General features: G+C 70.3%; 11 protein-coding genes, 2 tRNA genes and 1 pseudogene. 7 read left to right on the forward strand and 7 right to left on the reverse strand.

Going from position 1 to position 16,360, the window contains the following annotated elements; translation table 11 throughout:
• Positions 1–37 precede the first annotated feature (37 nt).
• From M4J07_RS05340 to M4J07_RS05350, 3 genes are all read right to left on the reverse strand, one after another.
• Positions 38–1,687, reverse strand: a complete 1,650-nt coding sequence (locus tag M4J07_RS05340; RefSeq protein ID WP_255967742.1) for an EAL domain-containing protein — start codon at positions 1,685–1,687, stop codon at positions 38–40.
• Between the two features lie 96 nt (positions 1,688–1,783).
• Positions 1,784–2,974, reverse strand: a complete 1,191-nt coding sequence (locus tag M4J07_RS05345; protein WP_255967743.1) for a lipid-transfer protein — start codon at positions 2,972–2,974, stop codon at positions 1,784–1,786.
• Positions 2,971–3,429 (reverse strand): Zn-ribbon domain-containing OB-fold protein, encoded by a 459-nt coding sequence (locus tag M4J07_RS05350; RefSeq protein WP_255967744.1) that lies wholly within the window; start codon positions 3,427–3,429, stop codon positions 2,971–2,973. Before M4J07_RS05350 ends, M4J07_RS05345 begins: the two co-directional genes overlap by 4 nt.
• A gap of 391 nt (positions 3,430–3,820) precedes the next feature.
• On the opposite strand from M4J07_RS05350, the gene M4J07_RS05355 reads away from it, so the two are divergent.
• The 4 genes from M4J07_RS05355 (at position 3,821) to M4J07_RS05370 (ending at position 6,154) form a co-directional block, all read left to right on the forward strand.
• Entirely contained in the window at positions 3,821–4,033 is a 213-nt protein-coding gene (locus M4J07_RS05355; RefSeq protein ID WP_255967745.1) for a hypothetical protein, read from the forward strand.
• Positions 4,034–4,878: 845 nt separating this feature from the next.
• Positions 4,879–5,613, forward strand: a complete 735-nt coding sequence (locus tag M4J07_RS05360) for a DUF7873 family protein (RefSeq protein ID WP_255967746.1) — start codon at positions 4,879–4,881, stop codon at positions 5,611–5,613.
• A gap of 129 nt (positions 5,614–5,742) precedes the next feature.
• Positions 5,743–5,882: transfer RNA gene (locus M4J07_RS05365), tRNA-OTHER, on the forward strand.
• A 196-nt stretch (positions 5,883–6,078) separates the two neighbouring features.
• Positions 6,079–6,154 (forward strand) — tRNA-Arg (locus tag M4J07_RS05370).
• Positions 6,155–6,344: 190 nt separating this feature from the next.
• Here M4J07_RS05370 and M4J07_RS05375 read toward each other — a convergent pair.
• A pseudogene (locus tag M4J07_RS05375) lies at positions 6,345–7,157 on the reverse strand (M15 family metallopeptidase).
• Between the two features lie 71 nt (positions 7,158–7,228).
• Between M4J07_RS05375 and M4J07_RS05380 the strand changes: the two are divergent.
• Positions 7,229–7,765, forward strand: a complete 537-nt coding sequence (locus M4J07_RS05380; RefSeq protein WP_255967748.1) for an NUDIX domain-containing protein — start codon at positions 7,229–7,231, stop codon at positions 7,763–7,765.
• 356 nt (positions 7,766–8,121) lie between these two features.
• Here M4J07_RS05380 and M4J07_RS05385 read toward each other — a convergent pair whose 3' ends face one another.
• Entirely contained in the window at positions 8,122–10,479 is a 2,358-nt protein-coding gene (locus tag M4J07_RS05385; RefSeq protein ID WP_255967750.1) for a glycoside hydrolase family 31 protein, read from the reverse strand.
• Between the two features lie 213 nt (positions 10,480–10,692).
• On the opposite strand from M4J07_RS05385, the gene M4J07_RS05390 reads away from it, so the two are divergent.
• Positions 10,693–12,666, forward strand: coding sequence for an acetoacetate--CoA ligase (locus tag M4J07_RS05390; protein WP_255967752.1), 1,974 nt, complete (start codon positions 10,693–10,695; stop codon positions 12,664–12,666).
• Between the two features lie 100 nt (positions 12,667–12,766).
• A complete protein-coding gene (locus M4J07_RS05395) occupies positions 12,767–13,672 on the forward strand; it encodes a hypothetical protein (protein WP_255967754.1) in 906 nt (301 codons plus the stop codon).
• A gap of 72 nt (positions 13,673–13,744) precedes the next feature.
• Here the strand turns inward: M4J07_RS05395 and ptsP are convergent, their stop codons facing one another.
• Both ptsP and M4J07_RS05405 read right to left on the reverse strand, forming a co-directional pair.
• Positions 13,745–15,415, reverse strand: coding sequence for a phosphoenolpyruvate--protein phosphotransferase (gene ptsP / locus M4J07_RS05400; protein ID WP_255967756.1), 1,671 nt, complete (start codon positions 15,413–15,415; stop codon positions 13,745–13,747).
• Positions 15,416–15,491: 76 nt separating this feature from the next.
• Entirely contained in the window at positions 15,492–15,941 is a 450-nt protein-coding gene (locus M4J07_RS05405) for a PTS sugar transporter subunit IIA (RefSeq protein ID WP_255967757.1), read from the reverse strand.
• Positions 15,942–16,360 lie beyond the last annotated feature (419 nt).

The following is a 16,360-nucleotide window of genomic DNA, read 5'->3' on the forward strand; positions in this document are numbered from 1 at the left end:
CCGACTGCCTTCTCCCGTAAGGAATTTGAGGCCGCTCCTACGAAGCGCGGGGCGCCCGCCCCTGCGTCGGCACGACACCGGCCGCGTCCGGACCGCGCCGCACGTCGAAGCCCTCGCGACCCGCGAGCCCGCACACCCAGCTCGCCCCGGGCAGCGCCTTCGCGGCCTGCTTGAGCGGGGCCAGGTGCGCGGCCGCCTGCCGGTGGTCGGGCACGCTGCCCGGCGGGCACAGCACGGTGGCGAGCGACAGCGTCACGGCGAGGCCGCCCGCCGACCAGGGCACGTCCAGCACCGCGGCCGCCAGCGGATCGAGCCGCTCCGGATCTGCCAGGACCAGGAAGTCGTCGCCCCCGATGTGCCCGACCCGCACCCCGTCCGACTCCGTGTCCGCGAGCGTCCGCCCCACCGACCGGATCAGCTCGTCGCCCGCCGCGAACCCGGCACCGTCGTTGACCTGCTTGAACCCGTCGATGTCCAGCCAGCTCAGCGCGAATCCCCGCCCCTGCGCCACCCAGCGGTCCAGCTCCCCGGTCACCGCGTCCGAACCGGGCAGCCGGGTCAGCGGGTTGAGCCCTGCCGCTTCCTCGACCCGGCTCTCCGCGAGGGACCGTACGAGGTCGGCGAGGCGCACGACGCCCACGCACCGCCCGTCGTGGTCGACGACGGCGACGTCGTCGGCGGTGCGGGTGTGCTCGCCGTCCGCGACCACGTCCAGGACCTCCCAGGCGGTCGCCGTGGCGCCCACCGTGCGCGGCCGGTCGCCGAGCCGCGCCGCCGGCCGGTCCGCGTACAGGGCGTGCCCGTACCGTGCGGACAGCGACAGCAGGAACCGGTCCCGCTGCACCGACCGCACCGGCACCCCCGCGGTGTCCACGAGCAGCACTCCCGACACCTCCGGGGCACCGGTGAGCAGCCTGCGGACCTGCTCGGCCGACGCCGACTCGGGCAGCAGGGCCGCGGGCCGCACGAACTCCCGCACCGAGGGCCCCGTCGGCCGCGCCGCCCCCGTGCGAGCGGGCAGATCGGGCACGTACACCTCGGCGATCGGCAGCCGGGCGGGCGGCGCGAACAGGCCGCCCTGCGCCAGCTGCGCCCCCGCGTCCCGGGCCGCGGCGCACTGCAGCTCCGTCTCCACGCCCTCGACCGCGAGCAGCGCGCCCGACTCCTCGCACAGGGTCCGCATGGCCCGCACCGTCGCCGTCCGGGTCAGCAGCGACGCGTCCAGCTTGATCAGGTCGGGCGCCAGATCGTCCAGCAGTCGCAGCGGTACGTCGCCGTCCCCGACGCCGTCCGCGCAGATCCGGAACCCCTCGCGGCGGACCGCCGCGACGCCTTCCAGGAGCGCACGGTGCGGCACGTGCGTGAAGGGCGGGCACACGTCGACCGTCACCTCCCACGGCAGCCGGCCGGCTGCCCGGACCGCGTCCCGCAGCGCCGCGAGTGAGCCCAGGTCCGCGAGCGTGCCCGCGAACACGTTCACGTGCAGGGGCAGCAGCGTCTCCCGACGCGCCGCGTCTCGGACCGCCAACGCGGCCAGCCGTCCGTCGAGTTCGGGCTCGCGCCGGGCCCGCGCCAGCACGTCGCCGGCTTCCGGGCGGGCCAGGAGCTCCAGGGCCGCCACGGCTCCCGTGGTCAGGTTGACCACGGGCTGGAAGGCGAAGCGGAGATGGTCCGTCCAGGAGTGCACGCCAGCATGATGGCGCCGCACGAGCCCCACATGTCCCAGTTCACACACTGTTCACGCAGCATTCCCGCGTGATCACACAGCGTGCGAACCTGCCTGTCAGCGCACCGCGACCACCGACGATCCGTGGCCGAACAGCCCCTGGTTCGCCGTGATCCCGACCCGGGCCCCGGCCACCTGCCGCGCCCCGGCCGTACCCCGCAACTGCCAGGTCAGCTCACACACCTGGGCGATCGCCTGGGCCGGCACCGCTTCCCCGAAGGAGGCGAGCCCGCCGCTGGCGTTCACGGGTATGCGGCCGCCCGGTGCGGTCGCCCCGTCGCGCAGCAGCTTCGCGGCCTCGCCCTCCGCGCACAGCCCGAGGTCCTCGTACCACTGCAACTCCAGAGCGGTGGACAGGTCGTAGACCTCCGCGAGCGAGAGCTCGTCGGGCCCGATCCCGGCCTCCTCGTACGCGGCGAGCGCGATGGAGGACCTGAAGGCGGGCCCCTCGGGCCGCACGCCGGCGGCCGAGTCCGTCGCGATGTCCGGAAGGTCGAGCACCGTGTTCGGATACGTCGGCGTCACCGTCGACACGGCGCGGATGCGGACCGGATCGGCGGCCCCGTGCCGCCGCGCGAACTCCATGCTGGACAGCACCAGTGCCGCGCCGCCGTCCGAGGTGGCGCAGATGTCCAGCAGCCGCAGCGGGTCCGCGACGACGGCGGAGGCGGCGACCTCCTCGGCCGACACCGCCTTGCGGTAGCGGGCGTTGGGATTCAGCGCGCCCGACGCCGCGTTCTTCACCTTGACCCGGGCGAAGTCCGCCAAGGTGTCCCCGTGCGTCGCCATCCGGCGGCGCGCGTAGAGACCGAAGTACGTCGGGTTGGTCGCGCCGAGAACCCGGAAGCGCAGCCAGTCCGGGTCGTCCTGCCGGTCGCCGCCCGCGGGCCGGAAGAAGCCCTTGGGCGCCGCGTCGGCCCCGACCACGAGCACGACGTCGGCGAGGCCGGAAAGGATCTGCGCCCGCGCCGTGCCGATGGCCTGGGCGCCCGACGCGCAGGCCGCGTACACGCTCGTCACGCGTGCGCCCTGCCAGCCGAGCGCCTTCGCGAACGTCGCCCCCGCCACATAGCCCGGGTATCCGCCGCGCACCGTGTCGGCGCCCACCACGGATCCCACGTCCCGCCAGTCCACGCCCGCGTCGGCGAGCGCGGCCCGCGCCGCCGCCGTGCCGTACTCGACGAAGCTGCGCCCCCACTTCCCCCAGGGGTGCATGCCCGCACCGAGCACCGCCACGTCCCCCGTCATGCCGCCACCCCCGTCGGCCGCCAGTGCCACGTCGTCCAGGCCGTCCCGGTCTCCTCGTCCCCGTCCTCCCCGAGCACGCCCGGCAAGACCTCCACCTCCATGCCGACCGCCAGATCGTCGACACGCACCCCGGGAGCCCCCTGCCCCAGCACCACCAATCGCTCGGCAGCAAGCTCCACAGCGATCAACGTATAGGGCTGCCAGGGAAGTTCCCGGTCCGAGACATAGGGCTCGGGCGGCCGGTACCGGGCATCGGTGTACGACCAGACGCGCCCGCGCGGCGACAGCGGAACCTCGGCCAGGTCACCCCCGGCGCAGCCCGGGTTGCGACACCACCCGTCCTCGCGGGGGAAGAACACCGACGAACACGCCGAACAGCGCGTCCCCAGCAGACGGAAGTCGGCCCCCTCCCCGGTGAACCAATCGGCCACGACAGGTGTACGCGTGCGCGCCACAGTTCCTCCCCGGCAGCGAATCTGACGGAACGTCAGAAGTGTGCCACGCCCGACCGATCGACGTCAGGCTTCCCGCAGAACCATGTGCGCCCCTCTCGCGTCCGTGTATCGGGGAGGGCGCGACCGGGATCCACGGGGGTGGTTCTGGATGCGCCCTCCCCATGTCACAGAAGATCCCGCCACGGCCCGGAAGCTCAGAACAGTCCGCCACGCACGGCCGGATCGCGCCGACCGTCGGCTCCGCTGGCCCACCGTGATCACGTTCCTGAGGGCGATGCGGTGTGCCGGTGAGCGATGGCCGCACGACGGTATCGAGCGCCGCCGCGACGTCCCCCGGGAGCGAAGCGGCGGTTAGGGTGACTTCAAGATCGTTGCGAGGGGGGCTCGGCAGGTGACAAGCGGGGCAGTCTTCGGCGTGGTGTGGGGCCTGCTCGCCCTCCCCATCGGCGCGAGTGTCGCTCTCAACTTCCGAGGCGCGGCCGAGGTGTTCCACGAACTTGTCCCCGAGTACCGCCTCTGGCCGAGGTCTGTGGGCGGGGCCCGAATCATGGGCGGTGTCTTCGTTGTGGCGGGCGCGGTGGCGCTCGTCAACCCCTTCCTGTAGCTGCCGCGACGGGCGGCCGGCCAGTGTCCGGCTCGCGGCCGGTTCGGTCACCGGGGCCCGTCAGGCAGAAGCTCGGTCCGATCCTCCCCGTCTCGACGTCCAGGTACAGCCCAGAGGACTGATCATGGGCGCAGAAAGAGCAGATGGGGATCCAGGCCGGCCGCCAGACCACAGTGCTCTGAGGCCAGCGGGGACTCGGACTCCCAGTGACTGCTGCAAGGAATTGATCTCGGCGTCCGAAGCTCCAGGAAGCAGGAGATTGACGGTCGCCGGGGCGTGCTCGCGTCACCAGACTTCTCTACGCGTCCAGACATCTGCCACTTGCCTCGACTCGATGGCCTGAGCACCTCGGATGTCCTCGTTCATGGCCGTCACCGTAACGAAGTGGCGTGCCTGGGTCCTGTGGAGCCGGTCCGCGGCTTCTTCGGCTTCTTCTTGGCGGAGATGAAGACGGAGCGGTCGCCGCGGCCGCAGCAGAACGAGGAAACGAGGGTGAGATCGGCGGGGGACTGCGCGATGACTCGCTCACCTACTGATCACCTTGCGGAGGATCAGGGAGTATCGGCAGTTGCCGTGGGCTTGAGCTCTGGTCCCGAGCACCCCCGAACTCCCCTGCCCGGTCGGCCCGCTGAGGGCGTCCCCAGGGCGTGAGCCCGCCAGTTCAATAATCCGTGGCTTTGAGAGGGGAGGTCATGGAACTCTGAATCAACCAGGACGGCGACGCCATCGACCAGGGCACGAGGACCGAATTGCTTGGCGACGTCAAGGACTCGGTGCGCTCACGCCTGCGTGCTTGACCCCTAACGCCAGCAACCCTGTGAAACTCAAGTCGAAGGGACATCCGCATGCCCAAGCTGAATCAGATCGTCGCCGTTGAAAAGGGCATCAAGTCCCGTACCGCGGCGTCGATCACGAAGATCTATCACGACCTGCAGAAGCCCGCGCTCTTCGCCGGCCTGAGCCGGAAGTACTCGCCGGTCGACGACGAAGGCGAGCAGTTCCCGCCCGAGTCGACACTCGTGCAGAACAACGTCGACAACTCGCTCACGGGGATGGCCGATCACCTGACGAAGCTGTTCGACGTGGTGGCCACGAAGGAGCGGGCCAACACGGAGGCCTCTGCGGACGTGGTGGTCGACGACGTAACCATCGTCAGCGACGCACCGGTACCGCTGCTCCTCTTCCTCGAGAAGCAGCTGGTCGACCTGCGCACCGTGGTCGCGAAGGCGCCGACGCTCGATCCGTCCGAGGCGTGGCTGCCGGACGAGAACTCCCGCGGGTGGCGCACGGATCCCGTCCAGACGACGCGCACGCGCAAGGTGCCCAAGACGCTGGTCCGCTACCCGGCGACGGACAAGCACCCCGCGCAGACCGAGGTGTACATGGTCGACGAGATCGTGGGGCACTGGGCGACGACGAAGTTCAGCGGCGCGCTCTCGCCCGCCCGCCGCGACCAGCTGATCAGCCGCATCGACGCTCTCGCTGACGCGGTCAAGCGCGCACGCGAAGAGGCCAACTCCCACGAGGCCGAGCAGATCCGCATCGGAGCGGACGTGTTCAGCTTCCTCCTGGCGCCCTAGGGCGCCCCCAAGACTCCCGAGCTGAGCACTCGGGTGGCTCCCGAGCCGGGAGCCGAAGACTGAAGTTGAGTCTCAGGTTCACGCGTGTCCGGTGACAGTGCAGGTTCGAAACCTGCCCGGGGCTTTCGTGCCCCGGTAGCCCAATAGGCAGAGGCAGCCGCGCGCTTCAGTTTCAGATTCTCGCTCCAGTCTCAGCAACGCCGACGTTCTTCTGATCTACCCGGCGGGGATTTCGCCGAGAGATGCCAGTTCGATTCTGGCTCGGGGCACTCGCGTCCCGATGGTGTAAAGGCAACACGTCTCGGTCTTCAAACTGAAACCCGCCCAACCGTGCAGAGGATAGAGCGGACAAACAGTGATGGCGCAACGGCAGCGCTTCTGACTATGGATCAGATTGTTGCGGGTTCGAATCCCGCTCACTCAAACACAGGGGGCCCCGGATGGTGATAGCCGGGGTCTCCGCCCGCCCCCGTAGCTCAATGGACAGAGCGCCTGATTACGGATCAGGAGGTTGCAGGTTCGAATCCTGCCGGGGGCACCAGCACGGCCGGTCCGTGCGCGGACCGAACGTGACGCACAGGGCAGGGGCCCCAGCACTCTCGGGGACCCCTGCCCTGTAGCCCAGGTCCAACATGCAGCCCGGACGGGAATGCGCTTCATTCCGGCCCGGGGCCGGACGAAGCCGTCACGGCGGGCCAGGAGAACCGTGCCAGAAACTCACCTGCCACCACTCACCCCTTGCCGCCCAGCGACCTCCGCGAGATCGGGAAGTCGAAGTAGGTGTCGGGGAAGAGCTCAGGCTTGTACGTGTAGTGCCACCACTCCTCCGGAAGATTGACGAACCCCTCGCCCCCGAGCGCCTCCCGCAGCAGATCCCGGTTGGCGCGCTGCACCCCCTGTACGCGCGGATCATCCGTGTGCGCGAGCGTGTCGAAGCAGTCGAAACCGGTGCCCATGTCCAGAGAGTTGTCGGGGAACCGGTCCTTCTGTGCTCCGTAGCAGGCGGCGAGTTGTTCCCCGGGTACGTAGGGACGCGTCGGCCGAGCCGGCAGCTTCACGATCGTCAGGTCGACCGTGGAGCCGCGGCTGTGCCCCGACTTCTCCGCGATGTAACCGTCCGCGAACAGGCGTGTCTTGTCGACCTGCGGATAGAACTCCGGCTTCATCCTCTGGTCGTCGAGGTCCTTCGCCCACCGTACGAAGTGGTCGACGGCCCGCTGCGGCCGGTAACAGTCTTAGACCTTCAGGGAATAGCCCTTCTTCAGCAGCCCCGCCTGCGCCTTGTGGAGGGCCTTCGCCGCAGGTCTCGTCAGGATGCACATCGGCTTCTTGTAGCCGTCGATCGGCTCTCCCACGAAGTTGTGCTCCGTGAAGTAGCGCATCTCCTGGATGATCGTCGGGTCGACGTCACCGAGCGCCACGAACTCCTTGGGCGCCTTGGGATCGGGCGTCGCGCTGGCTGTCGAGGGGGCGACGGCCACGCCCAGCAGGGCGGCGGTCGTCAGGGCGGCGAGTTTCCGCAGAACGGCGGCGGTTCGAATCATGGCCCAGCGTCTATCAGGAGGCGGGCCCTCGGGGGAAGACCACACGCGGGTGATCGGATACAGTCCCCGCCGTGTCCGCATCAACCCACCCCACGCCCAACCCCGTTCCGGATTCCCACTGTTCGAGCTGTGGGACCGCCTACGGGACCGAGGTGCACGGCTGGCCGCGCACCTGCCCGGCCTGCGACTCCGTCGCCTATCGCAACCCGCTTCCCGTGGCGATCGCCCTGCAACCCGTCTACGACACGGCAGGCACGGCCCTCGTCGTGATCACCCGCACCATCGCGCCCGCGCGCGGGGAGGCGGCCCTCCCCGGCGGGTTCGTCGACGACCGGGAGGACTGGCGGCAGGCCGTCGTCCGCGAACTCCACGAGGAGACCGGCATCGAGGCGGCGGCCCGCGAAGTGCGCCTCATGGACGCGATGAGCTCCCCGGACGGCCACCTCCTGCTCTTCGGACTGCTGCCCGAGCGCCCGGCCGCCCAACTGCCCGCCAGCGCGCCCACGGACGAGACCGAGGGCTGGCACCTGCTGCGCCGCCCGGCGGAACTGGCCTTCCCCCTGCACACGTTGGCGGTCAAGGCGTGGTTCGAGGGCCGCTACGTATGAGGTCGGGCCGGGGCAGGGGCTGACGTCCAACTCCCGTCTGCCCCGTGGCGACTAGCAGGCGCACACGCTCACGGCGTTGCCGATAAGGCCTCGTAGCGGGGCGCGAGTTGAGCTTCCCGGCGCCGTGAGATCGCACCCTCCCCACACCCTCGAACCGGCTTCGCACTGCTGGGGCGGGAGGGGCCCCGAGACGCCTGTGGGGCCACCCTCCAGGCGGACGACGCGACCTCGACGACAGATTCAGTCCGGGGCCGGCCCCAGTCCGAGGCCGGCCCCAGTCCGAGGCCGGCCCCGGTACGCGGCCGACCCGATCCCGGTACGAGACCGGCCCCACTACGAGGCCGCCACAAGACCGCTCAGAGCCCCCGCACCCGCACCAAATACGGGGGCTCACCCCCACCGTCCTCACCGTCCGCCTCGACGACCACCCGGCCGTCGTTCCACCGCACCCGGTGCCGCTCGACCTCGGCCTCGTCCCAGCCGTCTCCCGTATCGGGCACGACACAGCCGCCCCCCGAACGCCCCGGCTCGGGAGCCCACGCCTCCAGCTCGATCTCGCCGGTCTCACCGAGTACCGGGAGCACGGATCCCGCGCGCGCCAGCACCGGAATCCGCGACAGGGGAGCGTCGACCGTGACCCGACCCGGCCCCTCGAACACCTCACCGGTGGCCGTGTCGTACCACCGCCCCTGAGGAAGCCGCACGGACCTGCGCCCGACCCCCGGCTCCAGCACAGGAGCCACCAGCAAGGAGTCGCCCAACAGGAAGGCGTCCTCGCAGTCCCGAAGGTCCCGCTCCTCCGGCGAGCCCCACCACACAGGGCGCACATACGGAGCCCCGGTGCGCCGGGCGAGATGCGCAAGCGTCACGAGGTACGGGCGCAGACGGCGCCGCTCGTGCAGCACCACGCGCGCGTGCCCGAGCACCTCGTCACCGAACTCCCACGGCTCGCGCCGACCCGCGTACCGCGCCGAATGCGTACGGAACAGCGGCAAGTAGGCGCCCAGTTGGAGCCAGCGCACATAGAGCTCGGCCGACGGCACCCCGTCGAACCCGCCCACGTCAGGACCCGAGTACGGCACCCCGCACAGCCCGAGACCGATCACCAGGGACAGCGACGCCCGCAGCCCGGGCCACCCGGTGGCGACATCCCCCGACCAGGTCCCTCCGTAGCGCTGCATGCCGACCCAGCCGGACCGCGAGAACAGGAAGGGCCGCTCCTGGGGCTGCAGTTCACGCAGCCCTTCATAGGCGGCCTGCGTCATACACAGTCCGTACACGTTGTGCGCCTCCCGGTGATCGCCACCACGCCCTTCGAGAGCGTGACGGGCCGACCGGGGCAACGTGGGGTCACCGAACGCCGCGAAGGAGACAGGCTCGTTCATGTCGTGCCAGAACCCCGAGAACCCCTGCGTGAGCCGCTCCTCGTACAGCCCGCCCCACCACTTGCGCACCCGCTCCGCCGTGAAGTCCGGATACACCGACTCGCCGGCCCACACGACGCCGTGCAACGACCCGCCCGAGGCGTTCCTGACGAACGCGTCGATCGCCTGCCCGCCGTCGTACACCGCGTTGCCGCGCTCCGCCTTGACCGCGGGATCGACGATGGAGACCAGCCGGACACCCGCGCCGCGCAACTCCTCCGCCAACCGGGGCAACGAGGCGAAGCGGTGGTGATCGACCGTGAAGACCTGGCGCGCCGCATAGTGGTCGATGTCCAGATGCACGGCATCCAGAGGAAGATCGCGCTCCTTGTAGCCCGCCGCGACCCGCCGCACCTCCTTGTCGCTGCCGAAACCCCAGCGCGCATGCTGGTACCCCAGCGCCCAAGAAGGCGGCACCGCAGGAGCACCCGTGAGCTGCGCCCACGTATGCAGGACTCGCGCGGGCGTACCCACCACGACCCAGCACCGCAACGGGCCACCCTCCATGCGCACTTCACACGCACCGGAGCGGTCGTGCCCCGACCCGGCCCCCTCGCGACCCTCACGCAGACTCACCACGCCGTCCCACGTGCTGTCGTGGAAGACCAGATGCGTCCCCGCGTCGGCGACCACCATCTGGACCGGCATCGTGACGGACAGCGGATCGTCCCCGGGGCCGAAAGAGCCGCCCGGATCCGTGTTCCACAACCTGTACGTGCCCTCCCGCAGGCGCGGGCCCGACGCACGCCCCCCGAGGCCGAAGAACCGCGCGTCGGCGGCCACCTCCGACCGCTGCACCCACCGCGCCTCGCCACCGTCCTGCGGCTCCCACCAGCGCGGCGGCAGATCACGACGCAGCACCACACCACCCGGCGTGCACACCTCCACGGCACCGTGCCGGGACACCGCCAGCGTCACCCGCTCGGCCACCACCCGCCAGCCGCCGTCCTTGTCGGGTTCGAGCACCGTCCGCGGATCCGCCTCAGGACGCACCCCCGCCAGCGCGTACGACGGCTCCGGTTCGGCCCCGTCCCACCCCCAGAAGACGGCTCCGCTCACCGTGACCGTGATCCGCAGCCGCGACCGCTCGAAACGCAGCACGCCCCCACCGGGCTCCGGATCCGCACCGACGACACAACCGGGGACGCGAGCCCGCTCCGGGCCCCGCCGGGGGAGCCCCACCGCGTCCGCCCGCCGGTGCCGCCACGAGGCCCGGACGGCACGCAGCCCCTGGGCAGCGCCCACCTGAGAGACCGCTTTCACCGAGCGCACCAGGTCACGACCGTTCATGCTGCTCACCCTGCCACCCGCGCCCACGCGCGCGGGTCGCGTTCAACTGCCGTTCACCCGTGGCGGCAGCACATCTTCACGACACCGACTATGTGGGGCACGCCCTGGTGTCGAAGTCGATCACATGGCATCGTCCTAATCGCCGCGTCACGCGCACACCCCAGCCCGTGCGCGCCCATGACGCCCACACCGCGTACTTCCGGGAGCCGCCCCATGTCCACAGCGAACCCCTCGCCGCTCTGGCAGCCCGACCAGCAGACGATCGACGACGCACAGGTCACACGGTTCCAGGCCTGGGCGGCCGAGCACTACGGAGCACCTGCCGACGGGGGCTACGCAGCACTGCACCGTTGGTCGGTGTCCGAACTGGAGACGTTCTGGAAGGCCGTCACCGACTGGTTCGACGTGCGCTTCGCCCACCCCTACGCGCGCGTGCTGGGCAACCGCTCCATGCCGGGCGCCGAATGGTTCCCGGGAGCCACGCTCAACTACGCGGAGCACGCGCTGCGGACGGCGGACGACCCCACGCGCGCGGACACCCCGGCCATCCTGCACGTCGACGAGAGCCACGAGCCCAGCCCCGTCACCTGGTCCGAACTGCGCCGCCAGGTCGGTGCCCTCGCCGCACGACTGCGCACCCTCGGCGTACGCCCGGGCGACCGCGTCAGCGGCTACCTGCCCAACATCCCCGAGGCGGTCACCGCCCTGCTCGCCACCGCCGCCGTCGGAGCCGTCTGGACCTCCTGCGCCCCCGACTTCGGCGCCCGAAGCGTCCTCGACCGCTTCCAACAGGTCGAACCCGTCGTCCTCTTCACCGTCGACGGATACCGCTACGGAGGCAAGGAGCACGACCGCCGGGACACGGTGGCGGAACTCCGCGCCGAGCTGCCCTCCCTGCGCGCCGTCGTACACATCCCCCTGCTCGGTACCGACGCCCCCGAAGGCGCCCTCGACTGGGCCGACCTCACCGCCGGCGACGTGCCGCCCGTCTACGAAGAGGTGCCCTTCGACCACCCCCTGTGGGTGCTCTACTCCTCGGGCACGACCGGACTCCCCAAGGCGATCGTCCAGTCCCAGGGCGGCATCCTCGTGGAACACCTCAAGCAGCTGGGCCTGCACTGCGACCTCGGCCCCGACGACCGCTTCTTCTGGTACACGTCCACGGGCTGGATGATGTGGAACTTCCTCGTCTCCGGCCTGCTCACCGGCACCACGATCGTCACCTACGACGGCAGTCCCGGATACCCCGGCACGGGCGCCCAGTGGGCGATCGCGGAACGCACCGGCGCCACCCTCTTCGGAACCTCGGCCGCGTACGTCATGGCCTGTCGCAAGGCCGACGTCCACCCGTCCCGCGACCACGACCTGTCCCGCGTCACATGCGTCGCCACCACGGGCTCACCCCTCCCGCCGGACGGATTCCGCTGGCTCCACGACGAGGTCGGCAACGACCTGTGGATCGCCTCGGTGAGCGGCGGCACCGACGTCTGCTCCTGCTTCGCCGGAGCCGTGGCCACCCTTCCCGTCCACATCGGCGAGCTCCAGGCCCCCGGACTCGGCACGGACCTCCAGGCCTGGGACCCCGAGGGCAACCCCCTCGTCGACGAAGTCGGCGAACTCGTCGTCACCAACCCCATGCCGTCCATGCCGATCCGCTTCTGGAACGACCCCGACGGCAGCCGCTACCACGACAGCTACTTCGACACCTACCCCGGCGTCTGGCGTCACGGCGACTGGATCACCGTCACCGCCCACGGCTCCGTCGTCATCCACGGCCGCTCCGACTCCACCCTCAACCGCCAAGGCGTCCGCATGGGATCCGCGGACATCTACGAGGCGGTGGAACGCCTCCCCGAGATCCGCGAGTCGCTCGTCATCGGCCTCGAACAGCCCGACGGCGGATACTGGATGCCCCTCTTCGTCCACCTGGCCCCCGGCGCCGTCCTCGACGACGACCTGCGCGCCCGCATCAAGCAGACCATCCGCGAACAGCTCTCGCCGCGCCACGTCCCCGACGAGATCATCGAAGCCCCGGGCGTCCCGCACACCCTCACGGGCAAGCGCATCGAAGTCCCCGTGAAGCGCCTGCTGCAGGGCACACCGCTGGAGAAGGCGGTCAACGCCGGTTCCATCGACAACCTCGAACTGCTCAAGTTCTACGAGGACATCGCCCGCAAACGAGCCTGACACCCGGCCCGTCCGGCCGTGCGACACAGCGCCCCACCGGCGTTGTCAGTGGCCCCGATTACTCTGAGTGAGCATTGACCAAGCAGACTCAGGGGGAACCATGACGCACACCCAGCACGGCCGGACGGCCAGCATGCGACAGATCCTGCGCCGTGAAGTGGCGGGCACCATCGGCCTGTTGGCCGACGAGCAGGACTTCACGGCCATGCGGCGCTACCGCAGCTTCACCTTCGAGGACCACCGGACCTATCTGAAGCAGGTCGAGGGACTCCTCAAGAACCTGGCCGGGGCCGGCGGATACACCACCGTCGCCCTCTTCGACCCCGACGACTACGCAGAGTTCTGCGCGGAGACCGGTCTGGAACCGGACGCCGCGGCCAGCCGCACCCGCTTCACCGCGGAGCTGGCCTCGACAGGACCCACCGTCCCGTACGAGGGACAGCCGCTCGATGACCTCGTCCCCGACCTCGTCGAGGAAGCGGTCCGTCAGGCGACCTGGGAGTACGCATCGACGATGCTCGCCCGCATCGGCCCCTGCGCCGTGTGCGGACGGGACGTCGGACGCACCGCGTTCGCCCGCGCCTCGTACCTGGTCGCCCGCGCACTCGACACCATCGGCGAAGGCGTCCACCACTGGGTCTGCAGCGCCCACACCGGCCGAGAGCCGCTCCACGCCACGCTCCACGTCGACGCCACGACCCCCGGCACCGTCCGCCTGGACGAGACGGCCGCCATGGAACTCACGATCGTGCTGGCCCTCGCGATCGCCACCCACAGCCCGTGCGGCCTGGTCCTGCGCACCAGCACACCCGCGGAAGACCGGGACCGCATCTACGGCTGGCACGTGAAGGACGAAGGACTCCAACCGCTCACGGCCGCGGAGGTCTTCGACGCCTACTGCACCGACGCGCACACCGGTGACCTGACCGCACCACAACCGGGCGTCGACTACTGCACGGCACCGGACGTGGACGCATCGGATCCCGAGGGCCGACACCTGCACTGACCGCGCCCGAGCAAACAACGGAGGGCGCCCCACCCGCAGGTGGAGCGCCCTCCGGACCAGCCGGTCGGCCGACTACTCGCCGGACAGCACCGCCTGAGCGGCCTTGAGCGCCTCTTCGGCGGAGTCCGCGGCACGCGCGGCGGCGGCCGCACGCTCGCACTGCGCCAGCGTGTACTTGCCGAGCGTCGCCCGCACGTAGGGGATCGACGCGGCACCCATGGACAGGGAGGTGACACCCAGACCGGTCAGCACGCACGCCAGCAGCGGGTCCGATGCGGCCTCGCCGCACACACCACAGCTCTTGCCCTCAGCCTTGGCCGCCTCGGCGGACAGGGCGACGAGGTCGAGCAGCGCGGGCTGCCACGGGTCCTGAAGACGGGACACCGCACCGACCTGACGGTCAGCCGCGAACGCGTACTGGGCCAGGTCGTTGGTGCCGAGCGAAAGGAACTCGACCTCCTGGAGCACCGAGCGGGCCCGCAGCGCGGCGGACGGGATCTCCACCATCGCGCCGAACTTGGCCTGGAGCCCCGCCTCACGGCACGCGTCGGCGAACGCCTTGGCGTCGGCGCGGTCCGCGACCATCGGAGCCATGACCTCGAGGTAGACCGGCAGACCCTCGGAAGCCTTCGCCAGCGCGGTCAGCTGCGTACGCAGGATCTCCGGGTGGTCGAGCAGCGAGCGCAGACCACGCACACCGAGAGCCGGGTTCGGCTCGTCCGCCGGAGTGAGGAAGTCGAGCGGCTTGTCGGCGCCCGCGTCCAGCACACGCACCACGACACGCCCCTCGGGGAACGCCTCGAGCACCTTCCGGTACGCCTCGACCTGCTTCTCCTCGGACGGCGCCTTCTTGCTGTCGTCCAGGAACAGGAACTCGGTGCGGAAGAGACCGACACCCTCGGCACCCGCCTCGACGGCCGCAGGCACGTCCGCGGGACCACCGATGTTCGCGAGCAGCGGCACCTTGTGCCCGTCGGAGGTCGCACCCGGACCGGTCGACGCGGCCAGCGCAGCCTTGCGCTCGGCAGCCGAGGCCTCAAGAGCGGCACGCTTCTCCGGAGTCGGATCCACGAAGATCTCGCCAGTGCTGCCGTCGACCGCGATCACGGAACCCTCGGCCAGCTCACCGGCGCCCGGCAGCGCGACGACGGCCGGAACACCGAGCGCACGGGCGAGAATGGCGCTGTGGCTGGTGGGCCCGCCCTCCTCGGTCACGAAACCGAGCACGAGCGCGGGGTCGAGCAGCGCGGTGTCCGCGGGAGCCAGGTCACGGGCGATGAGCACGTACGGCTCGTCGCTGTCCGGCACACCCGGCATCGGAACGCCCAGCAGACGCGCGACGATACGATTCCGCACGTCATCGAGGTCCGCGACGCGACCGGCCATGTACTCGCCGGCCCCCGCGAGAAGCTCGCGGTAGTGGGAGAAGGCGTCGTAGATGCCCCGCTCCGCGGTGCTGCCGACGGCGATCCGCCGGTCCACGTCGGCGATCAGCTCCGGGTCCTGAGCGATCATGGCCTGCGCCTCGAGCACCGCCTGCGCCTCGCCGCCGGCCAGATTGCCACGCGCAATCAGGTCGGCCGCCACAGCTTCGACGGCCTGGCGGGCGCGCCCCTGCTCGCGCTCGGCCTCCTCCGCCGGAATCTGCTTGGCCGGCGGCTCCAGCACCGCCGTCCCCATGTGCCGAACTTCGCCGATCGCCACACCGTGGCTCACGCCGACGCCTCGCAGCGTTGCTTCCATCTCACCCGTCTCCGATAGTGCGGCGGGCCGTGCCACCGCGATGGTTGTCCTGCCGGCCGTCACCGACGGCTCCCGGTCACTTCCAGCCGAAGAGCGCGTCGCCGGCCTTGACGTCCCCGTCGTCGATGACGTCGGAGAGCGACTCGGCAGTGGCCTCGAGCGCCACGATCGGGCACACCGGCGACTTGCCGGCGGCCTCGACGGCGGCCGGGTCCCAGCGCACCACGGCCTGCCCGCGCTGAACGGTGTCGCCCTTGTTGACGAGCAGCTCGAAGCCCTCGCCATTGAGCTGAACGGTGTCGATACCCAGGTGCGTCAGTACACCGTGGCCCTCTTCGTCCACGACTACAAAGGCGTGCGGGTGCAGAGATACGACGATGCCGCTGACGGGCGCGACTGCCTCGGAGGGCTCGCGCACGGGGTCGATGGCAGTGCCGGGGCCGACCATCGCACCGGAGAAGACCGGGTCAGGAACGGCGGAGAGCCCGATGGCGCGTCCTGCAAGAGGGGACGTCACACTGGTCATGGCAAGCCTCCCAGGGGTGGAGATTCATGGTCGTCGTCACTACCTGTCGCGGACGACGTACTGTTCAGAAGCGTAAGTCATAAAAAGTCCCGGTTCCGCACGAGAGGTACCGGTTGGCTGACGTAGGGGCATCGCGCAAACGATTTGCGCACCGCGCCGACCCCCATGTACTGTCGTACTCCTGCCTGGGAGCAACCGACGCCATCGAGCGTCCTGCATCTCGGCGGCATCTATCAAGTCGAACCCTATCTTTGATCAGCTTCTGCATGTCCGCAGACGAGTGGTCAAGAGGTCGAGAAAAGACTGGTAGAGTTCGATCTCGCCGAAAGGGAGCCGTGAATTCGGATTCCTGAAGCGAAAATCCCGAGGAAATCGGATCGGAAAGATCTGATAGAGTCGGAAACGCAAGACAGCAAGAC

Source organism: Streptomyces longispororuber, from assembly GCF_024448165.1.
Taxonomy (GTDB): Bacteria; Actinomycetota; Actinomycetes; order Streptomycetales; family Streptomycetaceae; genus Streptomyces; species Streptomyces longispororuber_A.